Origin of the sequence: Caldimonas sp. KR1-144 (assembly GCF_049446155.1) — a bacterium.
Lineage (GTDB): Bacteria > Pseudomonadota > Gammaproteobacteria > Burkholderiales > Burkholderiaceae_C > Rivibacter.
In genome coordinates, this window is record NZ_JBMSEE010000009.1 from 1 (window position 1) to 22,963 (window position 22,963).

The window sequence follows — 22,963 nt, forward strand, 5'->3', positions numbered from 1 at the left end:
GGCCCCCGCGTGCGTCTTGCATCAGGGTCCGCAGCGATGAAGCTGCATCGATGACCGCTTGTAGTTGCGCCAGTCCGCACCTTGCTCAAACGCAGCGCGACCGAGACACCGGCGAGTGGATCAAGACGTCGAAATGCAAACGAGCCGCTGGCGCAGCTCGTTGAGGTCAGTCGTTGCTTGACTGCGGGGGAAGCCCTTGTAGTTTGACATGAGGGGCATGACGCAGACGGCGAAGCCGGCTGTGGCATGTCCCCTCGATGGAAGGGTTAGGTGCCTGGTGTTGAAGCAAGCCCGTTGATTGCATACGGAATGGCATAGCCGATTGCGAAAGCACACGTGGCAAACAGGACTTGCCGCTGCGAAACGGAAGTGTGACTGAGCTTTGCTGCGAGCGGGGACAGCAGCGAGGGCGAAAGAAAGAGCACGATGAGCGCGACGATAGGCGAGCCGGCAGCCGCCTCGACCAAGCTGCCCCAAAGGCCACCAACTGCAGCTAAGCCGAGGAATGCAACAACGCGAGACATCGGCGGATGCCGAGTGGCTGCGCTGCAAGTGGAGCTGACGACGGCCTGCCAGACAACGCCAGACGCGATACCCAAGAACACGATGGTGAAGCCCGCTGCAGCATTGAAGCTAGGGAATGCTGCCGCCAAGGCGAATGCAAGCAACGCACCGACAAGCGCGCCCGCGACTACACGCCACAGCACGATTGCGAGGATTGCGGAGAGCAGTTCCTCCATGGTCTTCAGGCACCTAACGAATGAGTTCAGCGGCCGCCGCAGGCGGTCCGCTGCGACGGCGGGTTAGCAGTCTGTTCATCGCTTGACTTGCCATGCGCCGGCTGCCACCAGCCAGAACACTGGAATAGCGAAGAAGGACTGAAACCAGTAGCTTATGTTGGCGTCGCCGCGGCTAGCGCACAGATGCATTGCTTCAACGCACAGGCTGTGCAGCGCAGACTGAGCGAAGGTTAAGGCGATACCAAGGAAGAGTGCCATCACAAAGGCTCTACCCCAGAACGACTCTCGTTGATCAGCCGCACCACGTGCGCCGTAGAGGGCAGAGAACCCGATGCCAGCGAGTGGCACCAACCAAGCGATCGCGGGCGAAAGGTCCATGGCTGCTAACTCAAATTAGACCGAACGCGCCCTCGCGCCCGGTTCTTGATAAGACGCATTGTCGCCACCCTCCCTGAACACGAGCCTCCCCCGCATTCAGGAGGACCAGGCGGCACCATGATCCCCTCCGAGGGGCGATGCGTCTGCATCTTGGGCCGCCTAATTTTTGGCGGATGAATCAGATCCGTCCCGTCGGCCCCGTGGCCACCGCCGAGCCCCCGCCGGGCGAGCCGCCGCCGCGGCGCCTGCTCGATCGCTTGCGCGACGTGCTGCGGCGGCATCACTACGCCATTCGCACCGAGAGCGCCTATGTCGATTGGGCGCGCCGCTTCATCCTGTTCCATCACAAGCGCCATCCGCAGGACATGGGCGCTGCCGAGGTCGAGGCCTTTCTGACGCACCTGGCCGTGGATCGCAATGTGGCCGCCTCCACGCAGAACCAGGCTCGCGCCGCGCTGCTGTTTCTCTACAAGGAGGTGCTCGGCATCCAGCTGCCGTGGCTGGACGGCATCGTCGCGGCCAAGGAGCGCCGGCGCCTGCCGGTGGTGCTCACGCCGTCCGAGGTGCGGGCGCTGCTCGATGGCCTGCAGTCCACGCCGTGGCTGGTGGCGGCGCTCCTGTATGGCACGGGCATGCGCCTGCTCGAAGGTCTGCGCCTGCGCGTCAAGGACGTGGACTTCACGCGCCGCGAGCTCGTCGTGCGCAGCGGCAAGGGCGGCAAGGACCGCGTGACCGTCTTGCCGGAGAACCTGGTCCTGCCGCTGCAGGCGCAGCTGGCACGCGCCAAGCTGCGCCATGACCGCGACGTCGCCGACGGCTTCGGCGCTGTCTGGCTGCCCGACGCGCTGGCGCTCAAGGTCCCGTCGGCCGCGCGCAGTTGGGGATGGCAGTGGGTGTTCCCGAGTTCGATGCGCTCGATCGATCCGCGCAGCGGCGCCGAGCGCCGCCACCATGTGCACGAGGGCTCGATCCAGAAGGCCGTCTCGCTGGCCGCGCGGCGCGCCGGCATCGTCAAGCCTTGCTCGCCTCACGTGCTGCGCCACTCGTTTGCCACGCACATGCTGCAGGCCGGCTACGACATCCGCACCGTGCAGGAGCTGCTGGGCCACAGCGACGTGCGCACGACCATGGTCTACACGCATGTGCTCAATCGGGGTGGGCGTGGCGTGCGCAGTCCGCTGGATGCGGTGTAGGACGCTGGGGCTTATTCGGCAGCCGAGCCTGGCCCCTCACCCCTGCCCTCTCCCCGCAGGCGGGGCGAGGGAGCTTCGGCACAAGCGGGGCGAGGGAGCCTGAGGGCGCGGCGACCGAGATCGGGCTACTTGCCGATCGCGCGCATCCGCTCGCGTTCGCTGGCAATCACCAGCAGGCCGTCGAAGATCAGGCTCTCGACCAGCTCGTGCTCCACCGCCAGCCACGGCGCCACCTTCCAGCCCGCGCCGCCGGTCACCAGCGTCAGCGGCGTGCGGCCGCAGCGTTCGGTCAGGTGGCGGTGCATGCGCTCGATCGCGCCGGTGATCGCGTAGGTGCCGCCGCTGGTGAGCGCGTCGCTGGTGTTGGTGGGAAAGTCGACCACCTCGCCGGTCGGCACGCGCAGGCCGGCGGTGCCGCCTTCCAGCGCGCGCAGCATGATGCCGTGGCCGGGCAGGATCAGGCCGCCGAGAAAGTTGCCGTGGTCGTCGACCGCGTCCACGGTGACCGCGGTGCCGGCCATCACGACCAGCAGCGGTTGCGTCGCGTTGCCGCGCGCCAGCAGGTGGTGGCGCGCGCCGATCACGGCGACCCAGCGGTCGCTGCCCAGGCGCATCGGGTGGTCGTAGCCGTTGGTGACGCCGGCCTCGCTGCTGCTGGGCACCACCCAGCTTGGCGCGAGGTGGTCCCACAGCTCGAGCTGCTCTTCCACCCGGTGGCGGATCGCGTCGCCGGCGACGCAGCAGCCGAGCACCTGGCTCGGCGTCTCAAGGCCGGCCCAGTCGCCCTCGGCCAGGGTCTCCACCTGCTCGAGGAACACCGCGCCGTGCGCCACCGGCGTGGCACCGGGGCGCAGGTCGCGGTACTGCGCCCATTTCAGGCGCGTGTTGCCGATGTCGATGGCGAGCAGCATGGCGGCGGCGGAAAAACCGCCGCGATCATGCCATCGCCTGCGCGGGAACGGCCTCGGGGTTCGCGAGCGCTGCGCCCACCCGCACCACGTCGCCGATCACCAGGATCGCCGGGCTGGCGATCGCCTCGGCCGCCAGCGTCTCGGCCAGCGTGCCGAGCGTGCAGGCCACGCTGCGCTGGCGCGGCGTGTGCGCCGCGCTGATCGCGGCCGCCGGCGTGGAGGCGGCCAGGCCGCCTTCCACGAGCGCCTGCGCGATGCCGCCCGCGCGGCTCACGCCCATGTAGACCACCAGCGTCAGGCCGCTCTTGGCGAGCGCGGCCCAGTCGGCGCCGGCGCCGCCGTCTTGCGCATGGCCGGTCACGAACGCCACGCCGGGCGCATGGCGCCGGTCGGTGACGGGGATGCCCACCGCCGCCGGCGCCGCGATGCCCGAGGTGATGCCGGGCACCACCTCGACCGCGATGCCGGCCGCGCGCAGCGCGTCGCACTCCTCGCCGCCGCGACCGAAGACGAAGGGGTCGCCACCCTTGAGCCGCACCACCTGCGCGCCGGCCTTGGCCTCGCGGATCATCAATTGATGGATGAAGGCCTGCTCGGTCGAGACGCAGCCGCCGCGCTTGCCGACGGCGAGCACGCGGGTGGTCGGCGATGCGAGTTCGAGCACGCGGCGGTCGACCAGGTCGTCGACCAGGAGCACGTCGGCGCCTTGGATCAGGCGCGCGGCGCGCAGCGTCAGCAGTTCCGGGTCGCCGGGGCCGGCACCGACGAGCCAGACGGTGGGCGTGGTGTTCATGCGTGGGCCTCCTGGGTAGCGGTCGGGGTGGGCGCCGGCACCGCGGCGACCAGGCGTCGAAGTTCGGGCAGGCAGGAGCCGCACTGCGTGCCGCAGCGCAGCGCGCCTTGCAGCGCAGCCAGGCGCTCGGGCGCCTCGCCGGGCAGCCCGGCCAGCGCCTCGCGGATGCGCGGCTCGGAAACGTCGAAGCAGTTGCAAACCTGGCGCCCGCGCGGCTGGGCCGGCGCGCCGCTGGGCGCCGCGGGGTCGGGAGAAAGCAGCGATCGCGCCTGCGCGCCGATCGGCAACTGCTCGCCCCACCAGCGCGCCAGCCATGCCGCGGCGTCGGCCGCGCCGGCCAGCAGCAGCGCCTCGACGCGGCCCTCGGCGCCCTCGCCGGCGAGCTTGACGCTGCGGCGCTGGCCGCGGCGCGCATCGGCATAGCGCAGCACGAAGGCGCCGGACAAGCCTAGCAGCTGCTCGATGCGAGCGACCACATTAGCGGCCGGCGCCTGCGCAGCCGCGGCCTGCAGCATCAGGCCGCTGCGCCCGGCCAGCGGCGCGACGGCATCGGCGGGCGCCGGCACCGGCACGCAGCTCGCGTAGGCGAACTCGCCCATCAGCGCGCGCAGCGCTTCGCGCGTGGTGGCGAGCGCATCGTCTTGCAACCACACGGCTGCGGTGAGCCGCCACGGCAGCTCGGCCGGCGCGACGGCAATCGCCGCGTGCTTGAGCTCGGGCTGCTTGGATTGCGCGCAGATCTTGCCGTGCATCAGCGTGTTGACGCCCAGTCGCGCGCGGCCTTGCGCATCGCGCCCGCCGACGAACTCGGGCCCCCAGTGCATCGGCACGAAGGCCTGCATCGGCGCGATGCGCGTATCGGCCGCCACCGGCAGCACGATCGAGCCGCGCTTGCTCTTCAGCTCGGCGAGCTGGCCCTCGCGCAGGCCGCGCCGCGCGAGGTCTTGCGGATGCAGGTGCACGGCCGGCATCGGCGTGTGCGCAAAGAGCTTGGGCACGGTGCCGCTGCGGCTCATCGCGTGCCACTGGTCGCGCAGCCGCCCGGTGGTCAGCGCAAAGGGATGGCGCGCGTCGCAGGGCTCGGCGACCGCCTTGACGGGCGCGGCGATGAAGCGCGCGCGGCCGTCGGGCGTGACGAAGCGGCCGTCTTGATAGAGCCGCGCGCGGCCGGCGGATTCGCCTTGCGGCAGCGGCCATTGCTGCGGGCCTTGCGACTCCAGCATCGCCCAGCTGAGGCCGGTGATGTCGAGGTCGCGCCCGCGCGTGAGCTCGCGGTGCTCGTTCCAGATCGCCTCGGGGCCGGCGTAGTCGAACAGGTCGCGCGCGCCGGGGCGCAGTGCGCGTTCGAGGCGCTGCGCGATGTCGCGCGCAATGCGCCAGTCGTCGCGCGCCTCGCCGGGCGCGGGCACCGCGGCGCGCACGCGGCTGATGCGCCGCTCGCTGTTGGTGACCGTGCCCTCCTTCTCGCCCCAGGTGGTGGCGGGCAGCAGCAGGTCGGCCGCGCGCGCGGTCTCGGTGTGCGCAAACGCTTCCTGCACGATCACGAACGGGCAGCGTTCCAGCGCCTGGTGCACCAGCGCCTGGTCGGGCAGCGACTGCGCCGGGTTGGTGCAGACGATCCACAGCAGCTGGATCTCGCCGCGCGCCGCGGCCTCGAACATCTCGATCGCCGGCTTGCCGGGCGCGGCCGGCAGCGCCTCCACGCCCCACAGCGCGGCCACCTCGGCGCGGTGCGCCGGATCGCCGGGGTCGCGGTGGCCGGGCAGCACGGTCGCCAGGCCGCCGACCTCGCGCCCGCCCATCGCATTGGGCTGGCCGGTCAGCGACAGCGGGCCGGCGCCTTCGCGGCCGATCTGGCCGCTGGCCAGGTGCAGGTTGATCAGCGAGGAGTTCTTGGCGGTGCCGCTCGTGCTCTGGTTCAGGCCCTGGCAGTACAGCGAGAGCGTCGCGGCGCGCTGCGATGCGTCGTGCCGGTCGCCGCCGAGCGCGAACCAGCGCGCCGCGGTGACGATGTCCTCCGCCTTCACGCCGCACACGCGCGCCGCGTCGCGCGGCGACCAGTTCGCGACCAGCGCCTTCAGCTCGGCAAAGCCGTTGGTGTGCGCCGCGATGTAGGCCGGGTCGACCCAGCCCTCCCAGATCATCGCGTGCAGCATCGCGTGGAACAGCGCGACGTCGGTGCCCGGCTGGATCTGCAGGAACAGGTCGGCCTCGTCGGCCGTCTCGGTGCGGCGCGGATCGACGACGATCAGCTTCTGCTCGGGGTTGGCACGGCGCGCGTCCTCGATGCGGCGAAACAGGATCGGGTGCGCCCAGGCGGTGTTGGAGCCGGCGATGAACAGGCAGCCGGCTTGCGCGAGGTCGTCGTAGCAGGCCGGCGGGGCGTCGGCGCCCAGGCTTTGCTTGTAGCCGGCAACCGCGCTGCTCATGCACAGGCGCGAATTGGTGTCGACGTTGTTGGTGCCGACCAGCGCGCGCGCGAGCTTGTTGAAGATCGCGTAGTCCTCGGTCAGCAGCTGGCCCGAGAGATAAAAGCCCACCGCGTTGGGCCCGTGCGTGCGCACGACCTCGGCGATGCGCTCGGCTGCGAGATCGACCGCGGCGTCCCACGCGATCGGCTGCGCGGCCTCGCCGCGCGCGACGCGCTGCATCGGCTGGCGCAGTCGCTCATGCAGCAGCACCGGTTGCGTGGCCGTGAGGTGCAGGTTCTGGCCCTTGGTGCACAGGCGACCGAAGTTGGCCGGGTGATCCGGATCGCCGCGCACGCCGGTGATCTGCGCGCCGTCGCTTTCGATGATGACGCCGCAACCGACGCCGCAGTAGGGGCAGGTGGAGCGGGTTTCGCGCATGTCAGTTCACCGTTCGATGGGCTCGGCGCAACCCTCACCCCAGCCCTCTCCCGCCCGCGGGAGAGGGAGTGGCTTGCCAATGCCGGGCCGCTGGGCTCCCTCTCCCGCGGGCGGGAGAGGGCGGGGGGTGAGGGGCCGGCGCGGCATCACATCAAGCCTCTTCCTGCATCAAGCGTGCTCGCAGCCGCCGGCGCACGCCGCCACCGGCTCGGTCGCCACGCTGTTGAGCTCGTCGAGATCGAGAAACACCCGCCCGCCTTCGACCTTCACCGCGAAGCGCGGCGTCGTGCCGACATCGGGCGCGACCGCCGCGCCGTCGGCCAGGCCGATGGTCCAGTTGTGCAGCGGGCAGGCGACGCGATCGCCGAACACGATGCCCTGGCTCAGCGGGCCGGCCTTGTGCGGGCAGCGGTCGAGCAGCGCGAACACGCGATCGTCGGCGGTGCGAAACACCGCGACGTCGGCGCCGCTTTGGCGCTGCACGCGGCGCGCGCCGAGCTTGGGGATGTCGTCAACGCTGCAAAGAGGCTTCCAGTCGCTCATTGCGTTCTCCTCTGGATCTTGCTCAGGCCAGGCGCGCGAACAGGCCGGTCACCTGGTCCATCACCTGAAGAATGTTTTCGCTGGTGCGGAACACGTCGGTGGCGCGGCGCGCGGCTGCGCCGGATTCGCCCGCGCGCTGCAGCGCGTTGTCGAAGAACACCCACTGGTTCTGCGCCAGCGCGAGCCGCTCGCGGATGTCGGACGTGGCCTGCGGCGCCTCGTCGAGCAGGGCATGCGCGCTGACGAACTCGCGCCGCGCCTTGTCGAGCTCGGCGGCCGCGCCGGGCAGCTCGGGCTGCCAGGCCAGGGCCAGGTAGAACTTGGCGGTGCGCTGCGACAGCATGCGCTGGCGGCCGGCCACGTTGACCAGCTTGCCGACCGCGCGGCCGGACGCCACCTCGTACTGCTGCGTGCCCTGGTGGGCCAGCGCGAGCACGCTGGCGTCGAGATTCACGAGGCGCGCGGTCTTGTCGCGTGCCGGCGCGGCGCCGACCAGCAGGCTCTTGTATTCGCTCCAGGCGGCGTCGAGCGCCTGGTAGGTCTCGCGGATCGCGGCGTTCGGCGCGTACGCGCGCAGCTCGACCAGCTGGCGATCGAAGGTCGCGAGCGACTGGTCCAGCACGCGGCGCGCCGCGTCGGGCTCGATGCCCTGCCCGAGCGCGAGGTAGGCCTTGGCCAGGCGCTGCGACAGCATGCGCTGGCGACCGGCCTTGTTGATCGCGTCGTTGAGGTCCTGCACCTGGGCGCGCGCGGGCAGCGCGGCCGCGCAGGCACTTGCGACCAGCAGCGAGCGGCGTCGAACGCAGGTCACGGCGGTCATGCTCATCGTGCCTCGACTCAAGCCAGCGTCAGCGGCGCGAACTGCCGCACGTCGACCTGCGCCTTGTTGAACTCGAACCACGGGTCGGGCTCGCCGTCGAGCGCGAACTGCAGCCGCGCCCACAGCGCCTTGCGGTTCTCGGCGTCGTCGAGGATCTTCTTCTTCACGACGTCCAGGCCGACGCGGTTGATGTAATGCACGGTGCGCTCGAGGTACCAGCCCTCCTCACGGTAGAGCTGCAAGAAGGCGCCGCTGTACTCCAGCACCTCCTCGGCCGTCTTGACCTTGCAGAAGAACTGCGCCACTTCGGTCTTGATGCCGCCGTTGCCGCCGACATAGAGCTCCCAGCCGGAGTCGACGCCGATCACGCCCACGTCCTTGATGCCGCTTTCGGCGCAGTTGCGCGGGCAGCCGCTGACCGCGAGCTTGACCTTGTGCGGTGCGTACATGCGCCACAGCGCGCGCTCGAGGTCCTTGCCCATCTGCGTGCTGTCTTGCGTGCCGAAGCGGCACCACTCGCTGCCGACGCAGGTCTTCACGGTGCGCAGCGCCTTCGCGTAGGCATGGCCGCTGGGCATGTCGAGGTCTTTCCAGACCTGCGGCAGGTCTTCCTTCTTGACGCCCAGCAGGTCGATGCGCTGGCCGCCGGTGACCTTGACGGTGGGAATCTTGTACTTGTCGGCCACGTCGGCAATGCGGCGCAGTTCGGCCGCCGTGGTCTCGCCGCCCCACATGCGCGGGATCACGCTGTAGGTGCCGTCCTTCTGGATGTTGGCGTGGCTGCGCTCGTTGATGAAGCGGCTTTGCGGATCGTCGACCGCCTCCTTGGGCCAGGTCGACAGCAGGTAGTAGTTGATCGCCGGGCGGCAGCTCGAGCAGCCGTTGGGCGTGCGCCAGGCCAGGGCCTTGTAGACGCCGTCCACGCTCGTGAGGTGCTGCTCGCGGATGGCGTCGCGCACCGCCTGGTGGCCGAGGTCGGTGCAGCCGCACACGGCCTTGGTCTTGGGCGCGGCCGAGTAGTCACCGCCGGCGGTGGCCATCAGCAGCTGTTCCACCAGACCGGTGCAGGAGCCGCAGCTCGCGCTCGCCTTGGTGCACTTGCGCACCTCGTCGAGCGTGAACAGGCCCTGCATCTTGATCGCCTTGACGATCTGGCCCTTGGTGATGCCGTTGCAGCCGCAGACCTCGTCGGTGTCGGCCATCGCGACCGCGCGGTTCTGGCCCTCGTGGCCGGTGTCGCCGAGGTTCGATTCGCCGAACATCAGGCGGTCGCGGATGTCGTGGATCTTGCGGCCCTCGCGCACCAGCTTGAAGTACCAGCTGCCGTCGACCGTGTCGCCGTAGAGGCAGGCGCCGACCAGCTTGTCGTCCTTGACCACCAGCTTCTTGTAGACGCCGGCATAGGGATCGCTCATCACGATCTCCTCGCAGCCCTCGCCGCCCATGAAGTCGCCGGCGGAATAGAGATCGATGCCGGTGACCTTGAGCTTGGTGCTGACCTGCGAGCCGACGTAGCGGCCGATCCCGAACTGCGCCAGGTGCGTCGCGCAGACCTTGGCCTGCTCGAACAGCGGCGCCACGAGACCGTAGGCCACGCCGCGGTGCGCGGCGCATTCGCCCATCGCGTAGATGCGCGGGTCGGTCACGGTCTGCAGCGTGTCGCTGACGACGATGCCGCGGTTGCAGTGGATGCCGGCCTTCTCGGCCAGCGCGGTGTTGGGGCGGATGCCGGCGGCCATGACCACCAGGTCGGCGGGCAGCTCGCGGCCGTCCTTGAACTGCACCGCCATCACGCGGCCGTCCTTGTCGCCGATCAGCGCCGCGGTCTGCGCGCCGATCTCGAACTTCAGGCCGCGCTGCTCCAGCGAGCGCTGCAGCAGCTGGCCCGCGGTCTCGTCGAGCTGGCGCTCCATCAGCCACGGCGCGATGTGCACCACGGTGACCTGCATGCCGCGCAGCATCAGGCCGTTGGCCGCCTCGAGGCCGAGCAGGCCGCCGCCGATCACGATCGCGTGCTTGTACTTGGCGGCCGCGTCGATCATCGCCTGCGTGTCGGCGATGTCGCGGTAGCTGATCACGCCCTGCAGATCCTTGCCGGGCACCGGCAGGATGAAGGGATTGGAGCCGGTGGCGATCAGCAGGCGGTCATAGGGCGCCTCGGTGACGTTTCCATCCCCGTCGGAGGCGCGCACGACGCGCCGCACGCGGTCGATCTCGGTCACGGTCTTGCCGAGGTGCAGCGTGATGCCGTTCTCGGCGTACCAGTCGAGCGGGTTGAGGATGATCTCGTCGATCGTCTGCTCGCCGGCCAGCACCGGCGACAGCAGGATGCGGTTGTAGTTGGGGTGCGGCTCGGCGCCGAACACCGTGATGTCGTAGAGGTCCGGCGCCATCTTCAGCAGCTCCTCGAGCGTGCGAACGCCGGCCATGCCGTTACCGATGAGCACGAGCCTGGACTTCTTCATCGGACACCTTCCTTTCCTTGCGACGAGACGGCCACGCGGCCCCGCGCGGTAACAATCGAGCGATGAGCTTCGAGGTGGAGATCGGCTACACGAGCCGCCGCGGCCCGCGCGCCGCGAACGAGGATTTCGGGGGCGCCGCGCAGACCGAGGACCGCAGCCGCGGACTGATCGCCGCGGTGGCCGACGGCGTGTCGACCGGCGGGCACGGCCTCGAGGCCGCGCAGACCACGGTGATGGGCCTGCTCGCGGACTTCTTCGCGACGCCGGAGACCTGGGAGACCACGGTCGCGCTCGATCGGCTGATCGGCGCGCAGAACGCCTGGCTGTGCGACCACAACCGCCGCCGCCAGACGAGCGACGGCGGCATGGCGATGACCACGCTCACCGCCCTTGCCTTGCGCGGCCAGACCTGGACGCTGGCCCACGTGGGCGACTCGCGCGCCTGGCTGTGCCGCAAGCGCGCGGCCGACGACGGCGCGGCGGTACTCGACGTGCTGCAGCTCAGCCACGACCATGCCTTCGAGCAGCTCGACCAGCGCAGCCGGCTGACGCGCGCGATCGGCCTCGACGACGCGGTGCGCGTCGACTACGCGCAAGGCGAGGTGCGCCTCGGCGACTGTTTCGTGCTCACGAGCGACGGCGTGCATGGCGCGCTCAAGCCGACCAGGCTGGGCGTGCTCGCGCACGGCGGCAGCGCGCAGGCGGCGAGCGATGCGCTCGTCGACGCGGCGCTGGCCGCGGGCAGCCAGGACAACGCGACCGCGCTGGTGATCCGCGTGACCGGCCTCGACGAGCGCCAGCTGCACGACGAGCTGGCCGACACGCGCCGCCTGCCCGCCGTGGGCTCGCTGCGCGTCGGCGACAAGCTCGACGGCTTCACGATCACCGCGCTGATCGCCGACAGCGGCGTGCACCGGCTCTACCAGGCGCGCGACGAGGCCACGCGCGAGCTCGTCGCGCTGAAGACGCTGCACCCGGCGCGCGCCTCCGACCAGGAGGAGCGCGCGATGCTCGCGCACGAGGCCTGGCTGGGCCAGCGCGTCACGGCCGGCGGCGAGCCGGGTTTCGTGCGCGTGCGCGAGCGCGCGGCCGACGCCAGCGCGCTGTACGTCGTGTTCGACTGGCACGGCGGGCGCACGATGGAACAGATGATCGGCGCCGGCACGCTGCCGCAGGTCGACGAGGCGCTGCGCGCGGCGATCGCGCTGGTGCGCGCGCTCGGCCGCCTGCACCGCCAGGGCGTCGTGCACCGCGACATCAAGCCCGGCAACCTGCACCTCGGCGACGACGGCCAGTGGCGCATCCTCGACCTCGGCGGCGCCTTGAGCGGGCGCGAGAGCGGCGCGCAGCGCGAGCTGCACGCCGGCACGCCGAGCTACATGAACCCCGAGCAGTGGGAGGGCGCGAACGCCGACGCCGGCAGCGACCTGTTCGCGCTCGGCGTCACGCTGTACCGCTGGCTCACCGGCCGCCTGCCCTACGGCGAGATCGAGCCCTACCAGAGCGGGCGCTTCCGGCGCGACCCGGTGCCCGCGTCGCGGCTGCGCCCCGACGTGCCGATCTGGCTCGACCACCTGCTGGCCAAGTCCTTCGCGCTCGATGCGAAGCTGCGCTTCGAGACCGCCGAGGAGATGCTGCTCGCGCTCGAGCGCGGCGCCTCGCGCCCGGTCAGCGCACCGCCCGCGACGCCGCTGCTGCAGCGCGACCCGATGGCGCTGTGGCAGATCGGCCTGGCGGTCTCGCTGCTGTTCAACGTGCTGCTCGTCGTGTGGCTGCTGTTCCTGCCGCGCTGACGAGGACGAGGGGCGCGGCTTCATGATGCGTTGCCCGCGTCGAGCTTGACGCTCGTGATCTGCGCCGCCTGCGCGGGCGACTCGTGCACCGCGGCCGCCGGCTTCGCGCGCCCGCCCTTCTCGGCCCAGGTGCGCGTCCAGCGGATCTGCACCACGCGCAGCATGCCGAGCATCAGCAGCGCCAGCGCGGCGAACGACAGGAAGCCGAACAGGTAGCTGCCGCTGAACTGCTTGGACAGGCCCATCGCATTGGGCAGGAAGCCGCCGCCGAGCGCACCGACCTCGCCGATCATCGAGCCGGCGACCGCGGTGGTCAGCGGCCAGCGCAGCGGCACCAGCTGGAACAGCGCGCCGTTGCCGGCGCCCAGCGCGGCGAAGCACAGCATGAACAGCAGCGTCGTCGCGGCCAGCGAATGGCCGAGCACGCCGCACATCGTGAGCGTCAGCGCCACCAGCAGCAGCACGCCGGTCAGCGTGTTGATGCCGCCGACGCGGTCGGACACGTAGCCGCCGAGCACGCGCACCGCCGAGCCCATCAGCGTCGCGAGCATCGTGAGCTGGCCCGCCTCGATCTTGCTGACCTTGAACTGGTCGTAGAAATAGGTCGGCAGGAAGCTCGCCAGGCCGATGAAGCCGCCGAAGGTGACGATGTAGATCAGGCTGAAGGCCCAGCCGTCCTTCTCGAACAGGCAGGCGACGTGCTCGCGCAAGCTCTGCTGCTCGCGGTCGGGCGGCTCCTTGGCGGCAAGCCACATCACGGCCATCGGCAGCAGCATCGTCAGCGCGGCCAGGCCGTAGACCGTCTGCCAGCCGAAGTGCTGCGCCAGCGGCGGCGCGAACAGCACCGCCAGCACGGTGCCCGAGTTGCCGGCGCCGGCGATGCCCATCGCCAGGCCCTTGTACTTGGGCGGGTACCAGCCCGAGCCGAGCGACAGCGCGACGCCGAAGCTCGCGCCGGCGATGCCCAGCAGCACGCCCATCGCGAGCACGCGGTCGTAGCTGTCGACGAAGAAGAAGCCGAAGCCCAGCGCCGCGACGATCAGCGACATCTCGACCATCGCGGCGTTCTTGCGGCCGATGTACTGCGACAGCACGCCGAGCGGGAAGCGCATCAGCGCGCCGGCCAGGATGGGCACCGAGAGCATGAAGCCCTTTTGCGCCGCGTCGAGGCCGAAGCTCTCGCTGATGAACGGTCCCATCGCGCCGTTGAGCACCCAGACCGCGAAGCAGAAGTCGAAATAGAGGAACGAAGCCGCCAGCGTCGGCCAGTGGCCGGAGCGGATGAAGGTCTTGAACGAAGACATGGCGGCGTTCGAGTCGGATGACCAGCGGGGCCGAAGCGAGCTACGGCCGGGACAGCAGGTGTTGATCGATTGGCCAGGACAGCGCGGACGGCGCCCCGGCGTTGCGTGAGACAGGCGCCAGCGGTGGCGCTTCACGATGGCGGTGCGTCGTTACACCGCAGGCCGCTTCTCGCAAGCACCGTGCCAAATGCTGCAGCGCCGCACCGTTATCCTCGGACGCATGAGCCCCCCTCCCCGCCAAGCCGCGCCAGTGCTCGCGATCACCGAAACGCCTGGCGACGCGCAGGCGCTGCGCGCGGCGCTCGAAGCCGCCGGCGCCGGCGCGCCGATCGAAGGCAGCCGCCTCACGATGGTGCAGCTGGCCGCCGCCCATGCACCGTCGCTGATCGTCTGCTGGCTGCCGCAGGGCGCGGCCGATGTGCTGCCGGCGCTCGCCGCCTGGCGCGGCGCGCCGCCGTGCGCGCTGTGCGTGATCGGCCCGCTCGACGACCCTGGTCAGGCGCGCGCGCTGGCCGAGGCCGGCGTCGCCGGCTGGGACGCCACGCTCGACGCGCCGCGGCTCGCCGTGCGCATCGCGCACGCGCAGGCGCTGCACGAACGCGAGGCCGGCGCGCGCGCCCAGCTCGACGAGCGCAAGTGGGTCGACCGCGCCAAGGGGCTGCTGATGTCGGCGCGCGCGATCGCCGAGGACGATGCCTTCAAGCTGCTGCGCAGCACCGCGATGCACGCCAACCTCAAGCTCACCGAGGTGTCGCGCTCGGTGATCGACGCGGCGCGCTGGGCCGAGGCGGTCAACCGCGCCGGGCAGCTGCGCATGCTCTCGCAGCGCCTGGTCTCGCTGGCGGCGCAGCGGCTCGCGCGCGTCGACGCGCAAGGCGCGCGCGAACGCCAGGCGCAGGCCGCGAAGCGCGCGCAGGCCAATCTCGACCACCTCGCGACGCTCGGCCTCGACGGCGAAGCCGCCCAGGCCCTCGCGGCGGCCACCGCGGTCTGGAAGGCGCTGCAGCAGGCGCTGGCCGTGCGGCTCACGCCCCAGAGCCTGGTCCAGGCCGACGAGTGCGCCGACGCGCTGCTGGCCGCCGCCGATGCGCTCACCGCGGCGCTGGAGGCACACGGCGCGCGGCGCGCGCTGGGCATCGTCAACCTTTGCGGGCGCCAGCGCATGCGCACGCAGCGCCTGGCCAAGGAGGCGCTGCTGGCGGCCTTGGCGCCGCTGCCTCAGCGCGGCGAGCGGCTGCAGGCCGGCATGGACGAGTTCGAGCAGGCGCTGCGCGAGATCGAGGCGACGCCGCTGTCCTCGCCCGAGATCCGCGCGGCGCTGGCCGCGTCGCGCGAAGGCTGGCGCGTGCTGCTGCGCGCCCTGCATTCGAGCGACCCGGCCGCGGTGGCGCATGCGGCCGAGGCGCTGCTGGAGCAGCTGGACCGCCTGACGGACAGCTGCGAGCACAGCCTGCAGGTGTTGTTGTCCTGAGTTCGCGCGTGCCGGCAGGCACGAGCCCCTCAGGCCGCCTGCACCTCCAGGTGCGCCTGCTTGCGGTACAGGAACTCGAGCACGCGCTCGCGCGTTTGCAGGTAGGCGCTGTCGTGCGCCAGCTCGAGGCGCGAGCGCGGCCCTTCGCTCAGCGGCGGCAGGGGCACCTCGACCACCTCGCCGATCGTCGCCGCGGGGCCGTTGGTCATCATCACGATGCGGTCCGAGAGCAGCACCGCCTCGTCGACGTCGTGCGTGACCATCACGACGGTCGAGCCGGTGGCCTTGACGATCTTCATCAGCTCGTCTTGCAGCCGCGCGCGGGTCAGCGCGTCGAGCGCGCCGAAGGGCTCGTCCATCAGCAGGACCTTGGGCTCCATCGCCAGCGCGCGCGCAATGCCCACGCGCTGCTTCATGCCGCCGGAGATCTCGTGCGGGCGCTTGGACGCCGCGTGCGAAAGGCCCACCAGGTCGAGCGCGGCCTGCGCGCGCGCCTTGAGCTGGGCCTTCTTCTCGCTCGCGCCGAACACGCGCTCGACCGCCAGCAGCACGTTGTCCAGGCACGAGAGCCAGGGCAGCAGCGAGTGGTTCTGGAACACCACCGCGCGCTCGGGGCCGGGCGCGGCGATCTCGCGGCCGTCGCAGATCAGCGCGCCCCCGGTCGGGCGCGTCAGGCCGGCGATGAGGTTGAGCAGCGTGCTCTTGCCGCAGCCCGAGTGTCCGATCAGCGTGACGAACTGGCCGCGCTGGACCTGCAGGTTGATCTCGCGCAGCGCGTGGAAGCGGCCCTTGCGGGTCGAGAAGACCATCTCGACGTTTTCGATCTGGAGGTAGGAAGCCATCTCGGAACTCCGTCAGTCGTCGAACGAGAAGCGCCGCGCGACGAGCATCAGCGCCTGCTCGAGCAGCAGGCCGACGACGCCGATCACGACGATCGCGATCAGGATGTGCGGGACGTTGAGGTTGTTCCACTCGTCCCAGACCCAGAAGCCGATGCCCACGCCGCCGGTCAGCATCTCGGCCGCGACGATCACCAGCCAGGCCGTGCCCACCGACAGGCGCACGCCGGTCAGCATGTAGGGCAGCACCGCCGGGAAGAGGATCTTGGTCATCACCTTCCACTCGCTGAGGTTGAGCACGCGCGCGACGTTGAGGTAGTCCTGCGGCACGCGCTGCACGCCCTGGGCGGTGTTGAGGATCATCGGCCAGATCGAGCAGATGAAGATGGTCCAGATCGCCGCCGGATTGGCGCTCTTGAGCACCAGGAGACCGATCGGCAGCCACGCCAGCGGCGAGACCGGGCGCAGCAGGCTGATCAAGGGCGCGACCATGCGGTTGAGCACCGCGAAGCGCCCCAGCGCGAAGCCCAGCGGAATGCCCACCAGCGCCGCGAGCCCGAAGCCGATGCCCACGCGCTGCAGCGAGTTCAGGATGTTCCAGCCGATGCCCTGGTCATTCGGTCCGTTGCGGTAGAACGGATCCGAAAAGAGCTTGACGGCGGCATCGAAGGTGGCTGCCGGTGTGGGAAAGGAGCCGCCTTTCATCGTCAGCAGCGCCCAGATGCCGACCAAAAGCGCGAGGCCGGCGATCGGCGGGATCACGGCGAAGCCGAGCGCGCGCCAGTCGACGAGCGGCTCGCGGGCCGCGCGCGTCGGTTGAGCCTGAGGCTCGTTGGCCGCAACGGCCGCACGCGGCGCCGGCACGGCGGTCGAAGAGACCTGGCTCACCGAGCCGGCCTCGAGCGGTGAATGGAACACGGCACTGACCATGGCGGACTCCTTTCGCGGGCGAACTCAGGCGCGGACCTTGAAGCTGTCGGCGTACTTGGCCGGGTCCTTGCCGTCCCACAGCGTGCCGTCGATCAGCTTGCTGCTGCGCATGGGGCTGGCCGGCACGCTGATCTTGAGTTGCGAGGCGGCCTGCTTGTAGAGCTCGACCTGATTGACCTGCTTGGCCACGGCCAGGTAATCGGGGTGGTCCTTGAGCAGGCCCCAGCGCTTGTGCTGGGTGAGGAACCACATGCCGTCGGACAGGTAGGGGAAGTTGACCGACCCGTCGTTGAAGAACTTCATGTAGTTCGGGTCGTCCCAGGTCTTGCCCAGGCCGTTCTGGTAGCGGCCCAGGATGCGCTGGTTGATCGCGTCGACGCTGGTGTTGACGTAGGACTTCTCGGCGATGGTCTCGGCCATCTTGTTCTTGTTCTGCAAGCCGGCGTCGATCCAGCGGCTGGCCTCGAGCACGGCCATGATCACCGCGCGCGCGGTGTTGGGGTTCTGCTTGACGAAGTCGGACGTGGTGCCGAGAACCTTCTCGGGGTGGTCCTTCCAGATGTCTTGCGTCGTGACGCCGGTGATGCCGATGCCGTCGATGATGGCGCGGTGGCCCCAGGGCTCGCCGACGCAGTAGCCGTCCATGTTGCCCACGCGCATGTTGGCGACCATCTGCGGCGGCGGCACGGTGATGATCTTGGCGTCCTTCATCGGGTTGACGCCGTAGGTCGCGAGCCAGTAGTACAGCCACATCGCGTGGGTGCCGGTGGGGAAGGTCTGCGCAAAGGTGTATTCGCGCTTGTCGGTGCCCATCAGCTTGGCGAGGCTGGTGCCGTCGACCGCGCCCTTTTCGGCCAGCTTCTTCGACAGCGTGATCGCCTGGCCGTTGTGGTTGAGCGTCATCAGCAGCGCCATGTCCTTCTTGGGACCGCCGATGCCCAGGTGCACGCCGTAGATCAGGCCGTAGAGCACGTGCGCCATGTCGAGCTCGCCGTTGACGAGCTTGTCGCGCACGCCGGCCCAGGAGGCTTCCTTGGTCGGGATGATCTTGATGCCGTACTTCTCGTCGAACTTGAGCACCGAGGCCATCACCACCGAGGCGCAGTCGGTCAGCGGGATGAAGCCGATGCGCACTTCCTTTTTCTCGGGCGCGTCGGAGCCGGCGGCCCACACGCGCGGCGTCATGCCGGCACCCACGCTCGCAGTCAGCGCCGCGGCGGCCGTGCCCTTGATGAAGTGGCGTCGCTCTTCGCTCATCAGACCCTCTCGCGGTTGTTGGGGCGGTTGTTGGGCCGGTCGTTGCGGCTTGCTCGTCATCGTTTCCACCTCGAAGAAAAAACAAAAAGGCGTCGCGATCGAACCACTGCGGTGCAGCGGAAACGACCGGACGCCTGTGTCCGAACCTGTTTGGGGCGAGGGCCGCGCCGTTGCGGCTCTCGGGGGTGGGTTATGCAGCTAGCGTGCCAGGCTTGTGTCGGGCAGGTTGCAAGGGGACGGGCAGGCCGCCGGGGGCGCTTCGGTGCAGCGGTCGCGCTGCGCGCGACTGCCCTGCGGTGCTCGCCTCGGGGGCGCGCCGCTCAACTCGCTTCGCTCACTGCGTTCGCTGCGCTCGAACAGTCGCGGCGAGTCAGCTGTCGAAGCGCGCACTGCGTGCGCGCCGCCCCCGAAGCTGTGCTCCTCGGCGCCGCACAGGCGCGCCCCCGGCGGCCTGCCCATCCCCTTGCAAGGCACCACTGTTTCTCTTGGCGGAGTCAACACGGCAGCCAGGACAGGCTGTGCGCGGCCCCGGCAAGGCACGGCCCAAGGCACGCCCCTCAGCCCGCCAACAAGTCGTGCGCCTCGATCACCTTGGCCGCCACCTCGTGCAGCTTCAACCCGCGGTCCATCGCCATGCGCCGCAGCCGCTGGTAGGCCGCGTCCTCGTCGACGCCGGCGCTTTTCATCAGCAGGCCCTTGGCGCGCTCGATCGTCTTGCGCTGGGCCAGCTGCGCCTGCGCGTCGTCGAGCCGGGCGCGCAGCTCGGCCTCCTGCTCGTAGCGCGCGATCGCGACCTTGAGCACCGGCGTGAGGCGCTCGGCCTGCAGGCCGGAGACCACGTAGGCGCTGACGCCGGCCTTGAGGGCCAGGCGCATCGGATCCTCGGCGTCGTCCTCGGAGAACACCACGACAGGGCGCGGATTGCGCGAGGACAGCACCGCCAGGTGCTCGAGCGTGTCGCGCGTGGGCGACTCGCTGTCGACGATGACCACATCCGGTGCGAGCCGCAGCACGCAGTCGTGCACCAAAGTGGCTTGTTCGATCACGCCGACGACGTCGCAGCCCTGGCGCGCCAGCTCGTCGCGGATCTGCCCGACGCGGTGCGCGCCGTCGTCGATCAGCAGCACGCGCAGCGCGCGCGCCGAGGGCTGGGGCGTTGAGCTGCTCATGAGAGGTGGCGGTTCAGGTGTTGCGGCGCAGCAAGACCCGTGCCCCGCGGCGCTTGTCCTGGGCAGGCGTACGTCGAGCCGACGAACGGTGGCGGTCAGGCTGGGCCATGGCGGAATGACGTTTACGTAAACGTCAACAACGCGCCGAATTCCCTTAGGATTGGCGCCTGCTGCAGACAAGACGCGCCGGAGACACGCATGACCGACCTCGCCGCCGACTTCAAGGCTCTCGCCGAATACCGTCCGACCCAGAAGCTGCGCTTCGTGACCGCGGCTTCGCTGTTCGACGGCCACGACGCGTCGATCAACATCATGCGCCGCATCCTGATGAGTATGGGCGCCGAGGTGATCCACCTGGGGCACAACCGCTCGGTCGACGAGGTGGTCACCGCCGCGCTGCAGGAAGACGCGCACGGGATCGCGGTCAGCAGCTACCAGGGCGGCCACGTCGAGTACTTCAAGTACATGGTGCAGCTGCTGCGCGAGCGCGGCGGCGAGACGATCCAGGTGTTCGGCGGCGGCGGCGGCGTGATCGTGCCGGCCGAGATCCGCGACCTGCACGAGCACGGCGTGCGCATCTTCAGCCCCGAGGACGGCCAGCGCATGGGCCTGCAGGGGATGATCGGCGAGATGCTGATGCGCGCCGACCAGGGCGCGCTCTTCGGCGCGCCGAAGAGCGCAAAGGCACTGGCCGGCCACAGCGAGGCCGCGTGGCGCGCCCTGGCCCAGGCGATCAGCGCGCTCGAGGCCGGCACCGCCGACGACAAGCTCAAGGCCGCGATCCACGACGCCGCCAAGGCCGCCAAGGCCCCCGTGCTCGGCATCACCGGCACCGGCGGCGCCGGCAAGTCCAGCCTCACCGACGAGCTGATCCGCCGCCTGCGGCTGGACCAGGACGACGCGCTGCGCATCGCGGTGATCTCGATCGACCCCTCGCGCCGCAAGAGCGGCGGCGCGCTGCTGGGCGACCGCATCCGCATGAACGCGATCGGCCCGTGGTCGAAAGGCCCGCGCGTGTACATGCGCTCGCTCGCCACGCGCGAGGCCGGCAGCGAGATCAGCCAGGCGCTGCCCGACGTGATCGCCGCGTGCAAGGCGGCCGGCTTCGACCTCGTGATCGTCGAGACCTCGGGCATCGGCCAGGGCGACGCGGCCATCGTGCCCCACGTCGACGTGCCGATGTACGTGATGACGCCGGAGTTCGGCGCCGCGAGCCAGCTCGAGAAGATCGACATGCTCGACTTCGCCGAGTTCGTGGCGATCAACAAGTTCGACCGCAAGGGCGCGGCCGACGCGCTGCGCGACGTGAGCAAGCAGGTCCAGCGCAACAAGGAGGCCTTCACGAAGAAGCCCGAGCAGATGCCGGTGTTCGGCACGATGGCCAGCCGCTTCAACGACGACGGCGTCACCGCGCTGTACCAGGCGCTCGGCGCGCGCCTGGCCGAACTGGGCCTGCCGCTCAAGGAGGGCCGCCTGCCCAAGGTGGCGACGCGCCACAGCACGCACCAGACGCCGATCGTGCCGCCGGCGCGCGTGCGCTACCTGGCCGAGATCTCGGAGACCGTGCGCGGCTACAAGCAGCATGCGCGCGCCCAGGCCGTGCTGGCGCGCGAGATCCAGCAGCTGCGCGCCGCCGCCGCGATGCTCAACCACGGCAAACCCGACAAGCCGCGCGCCGCCGAGGCCGCGCTCAACCTCGCCGCGGAGCGCGAGTCGCGCCTGGACGGCGCGGCCAGGAAGCTGCTCGCGCAATGGCCCGAGATGCAGCGCGCCTACGCCGGCGACGAGTACGTCGTGAAGATCCGCGACAAGGAGATCCGCACGTCGCTGGTCACGACGTCGCTGTCGGGTACCAAGATCCGCAAGGTCGTGCTGCCGAGCTGGGAAGACCACGGCGAGCTGCTCAAGTGGCTGATGCTGGAAAACGTGCCGGGCAGCTTCCCCTACACCGCCGGCGTGTTCGCGTTCAAGCGCGAGGGCGAGGATCCGACCCGCATGTTCGCCGGCGAGGGCGACGCCTTTCGCACCAACCGCCGCTTCAAGGTCGTGAGCGAGGGCATGCCGGCCAAGCGGCTGTCCACCGCGTTCGATTCGGTCACGCTCTACGGCGCCGACCCGGCGCCGCGGCCCGACATCTACGGCAAGGTCGGCAACTCGGGCGTGAGCATCGCGACGCTCGACGACATGAAGGTGCTGTACTCCGGCTTCGACCTCACGAACCCGAGCACCTCGGTCAGCATGACGATCAACGGCCCCGCGCCGACGATCCTCGCGATGTTCATGAACACCGCGATCGACCAGAACCTCGAGAAGTTCAAGGCCGAGAACGGCCGCGAGCCGACCGACACCGAGGCCGCCAAGATCCGCGCCTGGGTGCTGGCCAACGTGCGCGGTACGGTGCAGGCCGACATCCTCAAGGAAGACCAGGGTCAGAACACCTGCATCTTCTCGACCGAGTTCTCGCTGAAGGTGATGGGCGACATCGCCGAGTACTTCGTGCACCACGACGTGCGCAACTTCTACTCGGTGTCGATCTCCGGCTACCACATCGCCGAGGCCGGCGCGAACCCGATCTCGCAGCTCGCGATGACGCTGTCGAACGGCTTCACCTTCGTGGAGGCCTATCTCGCGCGCGGCATGCACATCGACGACTTCGCGCCCAACCTGAGCTTCTTCTTCAGCAACGGCATGGACCCGGAGTACACCGTGCTCGGCCGCGTCGCGCGGCGCATCTGGGCGGTGGCGATGAAGGAGAAGTACGGCGCCAACGAGCGCAGCCAGAAGCTCAAGTACCACGTGCAGACCTCGGGGCGCAGCCTGCACGCGCAGGAGATCGCGTTCAACGACATCCGCACCACGCTGCAGGCGCTGATCGCGATCTACGACAACTGCAACTCGCTGCACACCAACGCCTACGACGAGGCGATCACCACGCCGACCGAGGAGTCGGTTCGCCGCGCGATGGCGATCCAGCTCATCATCAACCGCGAGTGGGGCCTGGCGAAGAACGAGAACCCGAACCAGGGCGCGTTCGTGATCGACGAGCTGACCGAGCTGGTGGAAGAGGCCGTGCTGGCCGAGTTCGAGCGCATCAGCGAGCGCGGCGGCGTGCTCGGCGCGATGGAGACCGGCTACCAGCGCGGGCGCATCCAGGACGAGTCGATGCACTACGAGATGCTCAAGCACACCGGCGAGCTGCCCATCATCGGCGTCAACACCTTCCGCAACCCGCACGGCGACGCGATCCCGCAGGAGCTCGAGCTCGCCCGCTCGACCGAGGAAGAAAAGCAAAGCCAGCTCAAGCGGCTGGCCGACTTCCATGCCCGCAACGCGGGCACGTCGCCTGCCATGCTCAAGCGGCTGCAGCAGGCGGTGATCGACAACCGCAACGTGTTCGAGGTGCTGATGGACGCGGTGCGGGTGTGCTCGCTGGGCCAGATCACGAATGCGCTGTTCGAGGTCGGCGGACAGTACCGGCGCAGCATGTAGGCATTCGACACGGGGGCCG

At 70.1% G+C, this 22,963-nt stretch carries 17 protein-coding genes; 4 read left to right on the forward strand and 13 right to left on the reverse strand.

Annotated features, from left to right (window positions below; all coding sequences use genetic code 11):
• Nucleotides 1-266 precede the first annotated feature (266 nt).
• Together ACO2TI_RS18955 and ACO2TI_RS18960 are read right to left on the reverse strand one after the other, a co-directional pair.
• Entirely contained in the window at nt 267-740 is a 474-nt protein-coding gene (locus ACO2TI_RS18955; RefSeq protein WP_423286742.1) for a hypothetical protein, read from the reverse strand.
• A gap of 75 nt (nt 741-815) precedes the next feature.
• The gene (locus tag ACO2TI_RS18960; protein WP_423286743.1) at nt 816-1,118 is read right to left on the reverse strand and encodes a hypothetical protein; all 303 of its coding nucleotides are present in this window, start codon (nt 1,116-1,118) and stop codon (nt 816-818) included.
• Between the two features lie 173 nt (nt 1,119-1,291).
• Here ACO2TI_RS18960 and ACO2TI_RS18965 point away from each other — a divergent pair, with 173 nt between their 5' ends.
• A complete protein-coding gene (locus ACO2TI_RS18965; RefSeq protein ID WP_423286744.1) occupies nt 1,292-2,311 on the forward strand; it encodes an integron integrase in 1,020 nt (339 codons plus the stop codon).
• A 125-nt stretch (nt 2,312-2,436) separates the two neighbouring features.
• On the opposite strand, the gene ACO2TI_RS18970 is transcribed toward ACO2TI_RS18965, so the two are convergent.
• The 6 genes from ACO2TI_RS18970 to nirB form a co-directional block, all read right to left on the reverse strand.
• Complete coding sequence (locus tag ACO2TI_RS18970; protein ID WP_423286745.1) at nt 2,437-3,222, reverse strand: type III pantothenate kinase; 786 nt, start codon at nt 3,220-3,222, stop codon at nt 2,437-2,439.
• Nucleotides 3,223-3,247: 25 nt separating this feature from the next.
• Nucleotides 3,248-4,015 (reverse strand): uroporphyrinogen-III C-methyltransferase, encoded by a 768-nt coding sequence (gene cobA, locus ACO2TI_RS18975; protein WP_423286746.1) that lies wholly within the window; start codon nt 4,013-4,015, stop codon nt 3,248-3,250.
• Nucleotides 4,012-6,864: a molybdopterin-dependent oxidoreductase gene (locus tag ACO2TI_RS18980; RefSeq protein WP_423286747.1), complete on the reverse strand. Its 2,853-nt coding sequence runs from the start codon at nt 6,862-6,864 to the stop codon at nt 4,012-4,014. Before ACO2TI_RS18980 ends, cobA begins: the two co-directional genes overlap by 4 nt.
• A gap of 168 nt (nt 6,865-7,032) precedes the next feature.
• Nucleotides 7,033-7,407, reverse strand: coding sequence for a nitrite reductase small subunit NirD (nirD, locus tag ACO2TI_RS18985; RefSeq protein ID WP_423286748.1), 375 nt, complete (start codon nt 7,405-7,407; stop codon nt 7,033-7,035).
• A 22-nt stretch (nt 7,408-7,429) separates the two neighbouring features.
• On the reverse strand, nt 7,430-8,233 hold the full coding sequence (locus tag ACO2TI_RS18990) for a type IV pili methyl-accepting chemotaxis transducer N-terminal domain-containing protein (RefSeq protein WP_423286749.1): 804 nt from the start codon (nt 8,231-8,233) through the stop codon (nt 7,430-7,432).
• 11 nt (nt 8,234-8,244) lie between these two features.
• Nucleotides 8,245-10,692 (reverse strand): nitrite reductase large subunit NirB, encoded by a 2,448-nt coding sequence (gene nirB / locus ACO2TI_RS18995; protein ID WP_423286750.1) that lies wholly within the window; start codon nt 10,690-10,692, stop codon nt 8,245-8,247.
• A 62-nt stretch (nt 10,693-10,754) separates the two neighbouring features.
• Between nirB and ACO2TI_RS19000 the strand changes: the two genes are divergently transcribed.
• Nucleotides 10,755-12,485 (forward strand): protein kinase domain-containing protein, encoded by a 1,731-nt coding sequence (locus ACO2TI_RS19000; RefSeq protein ID WP_423286751.1) that lies wholly within the window; start codon nt 10,755-10,757, stop codon nt 12,483-12,485.
• Between the two features lie 20 nt (nt 12,486-12,505).
• Here the strand turns inward: ACO2TI_RS19000 and ACO2TI_RS19005 are convergent, their stop codons facing one another.
• Complete coding sequence (locus ACO2TI_RS19005) at nt 12,506-13,789, reverse strand: MFS transporter (RefSeq protein ID WP_423286752.1); 1,284 nt, start codon at nt 13,787-13,789, stop codon at nt 12,506-12,508.
• A 220-nt stretch (nt 13,790-14,009) separates the two neighbouring features.
• Here ACO2TI_RS19005 and ACO2TI_RS19010 point away from each other — a divergent pair, with 220 nt between their 5' ends.
• Complete coding sequence (locus tag ACO2TI_RS19010) at nt 14,010-15,260, forward strand: ANTAR domain-containing response regulator (RefSeq protein ID WP_423286753.1); 1,251 nt, start codon at nt 14,010-14,012, stop codon at nt 15,258-15,260.
• Between the two features lie 29 nt (nt 15,261-15,289).
• On the opposite strand, the gene ACO2TI_RS19015 is transcribed toward ACO2TI_RS19010, so the two are convergent.
• The 4 genes from ACO2TI_RS19015 to ACO2TI_RS19030 form a co-directional block, all read right to left on the reverse strand.
• The gene (locus ACO2TI_RS19015; RefSeq protein WP_423286754.1) at nt 15,290-16,102 is read right to left on the reverse strand and encodes an ABC transporter ATP-binding protein; all 813 of its coding nucleotides are present in this window, start codon (nt 16,100-16,102) and stop codon (nt 15,290-15,292) included.
• Between the two features lie 12 nt (nt 16,103-16,114).
• Entirely contained in the window at nt 16,115-17,029 is a 915-nt protein-coding gene (ntrB, locus tag ACO2TI_RS19020; protein ID WP_423286755.1) for a nitrate ABC transporter permease, read from the reverse strand.
• A gap of 24 nt (nt 17,030-17,053) precedes the next feature.
• Entirely contained in the window at nt 17,054-18,286 is a 1,233-nt protein-coding gene (locus tag ACO2TI_RS19025) for an ABC transporter substrate-binding protein (RefSeq protein ID WP_423286756.1), read from the reverse strand.
• A 557-nt stretch (nt 18,287-18,843) separates the two neighbouring features.
• Entirely contained in the window at nt 18,844-19,455 is a 612-nt protein-coding gene (locus tag ACO2TI_RS19030) for an ANTAR domain-containing response regulator (RefSeq protein ID WP_423286757.1), read from the reverse strand.
• Between the two features lie 198 nt (nt 19,456-19,653).
• Here ACO2TI_RS19030 and icmF point away from each other — a divergent pair, with 198 nt between their 5' ends.
• On the forward strand, nt 19,654-22,944 hold the full coding sequence (gene icmF, locus ACO2TI_RS19035) for a fused isobutyryl-CoA mutase/GTPase IcmF (RefSeq protein ID WP_423286758.1): 3,291 nt from the start codon (nt 19,654-19,656) through the stop codon (nt 22,942-22,944).
• The last annotated feature ends 19 nt before the right edge of the window (nt 22,945-22,963 follow it).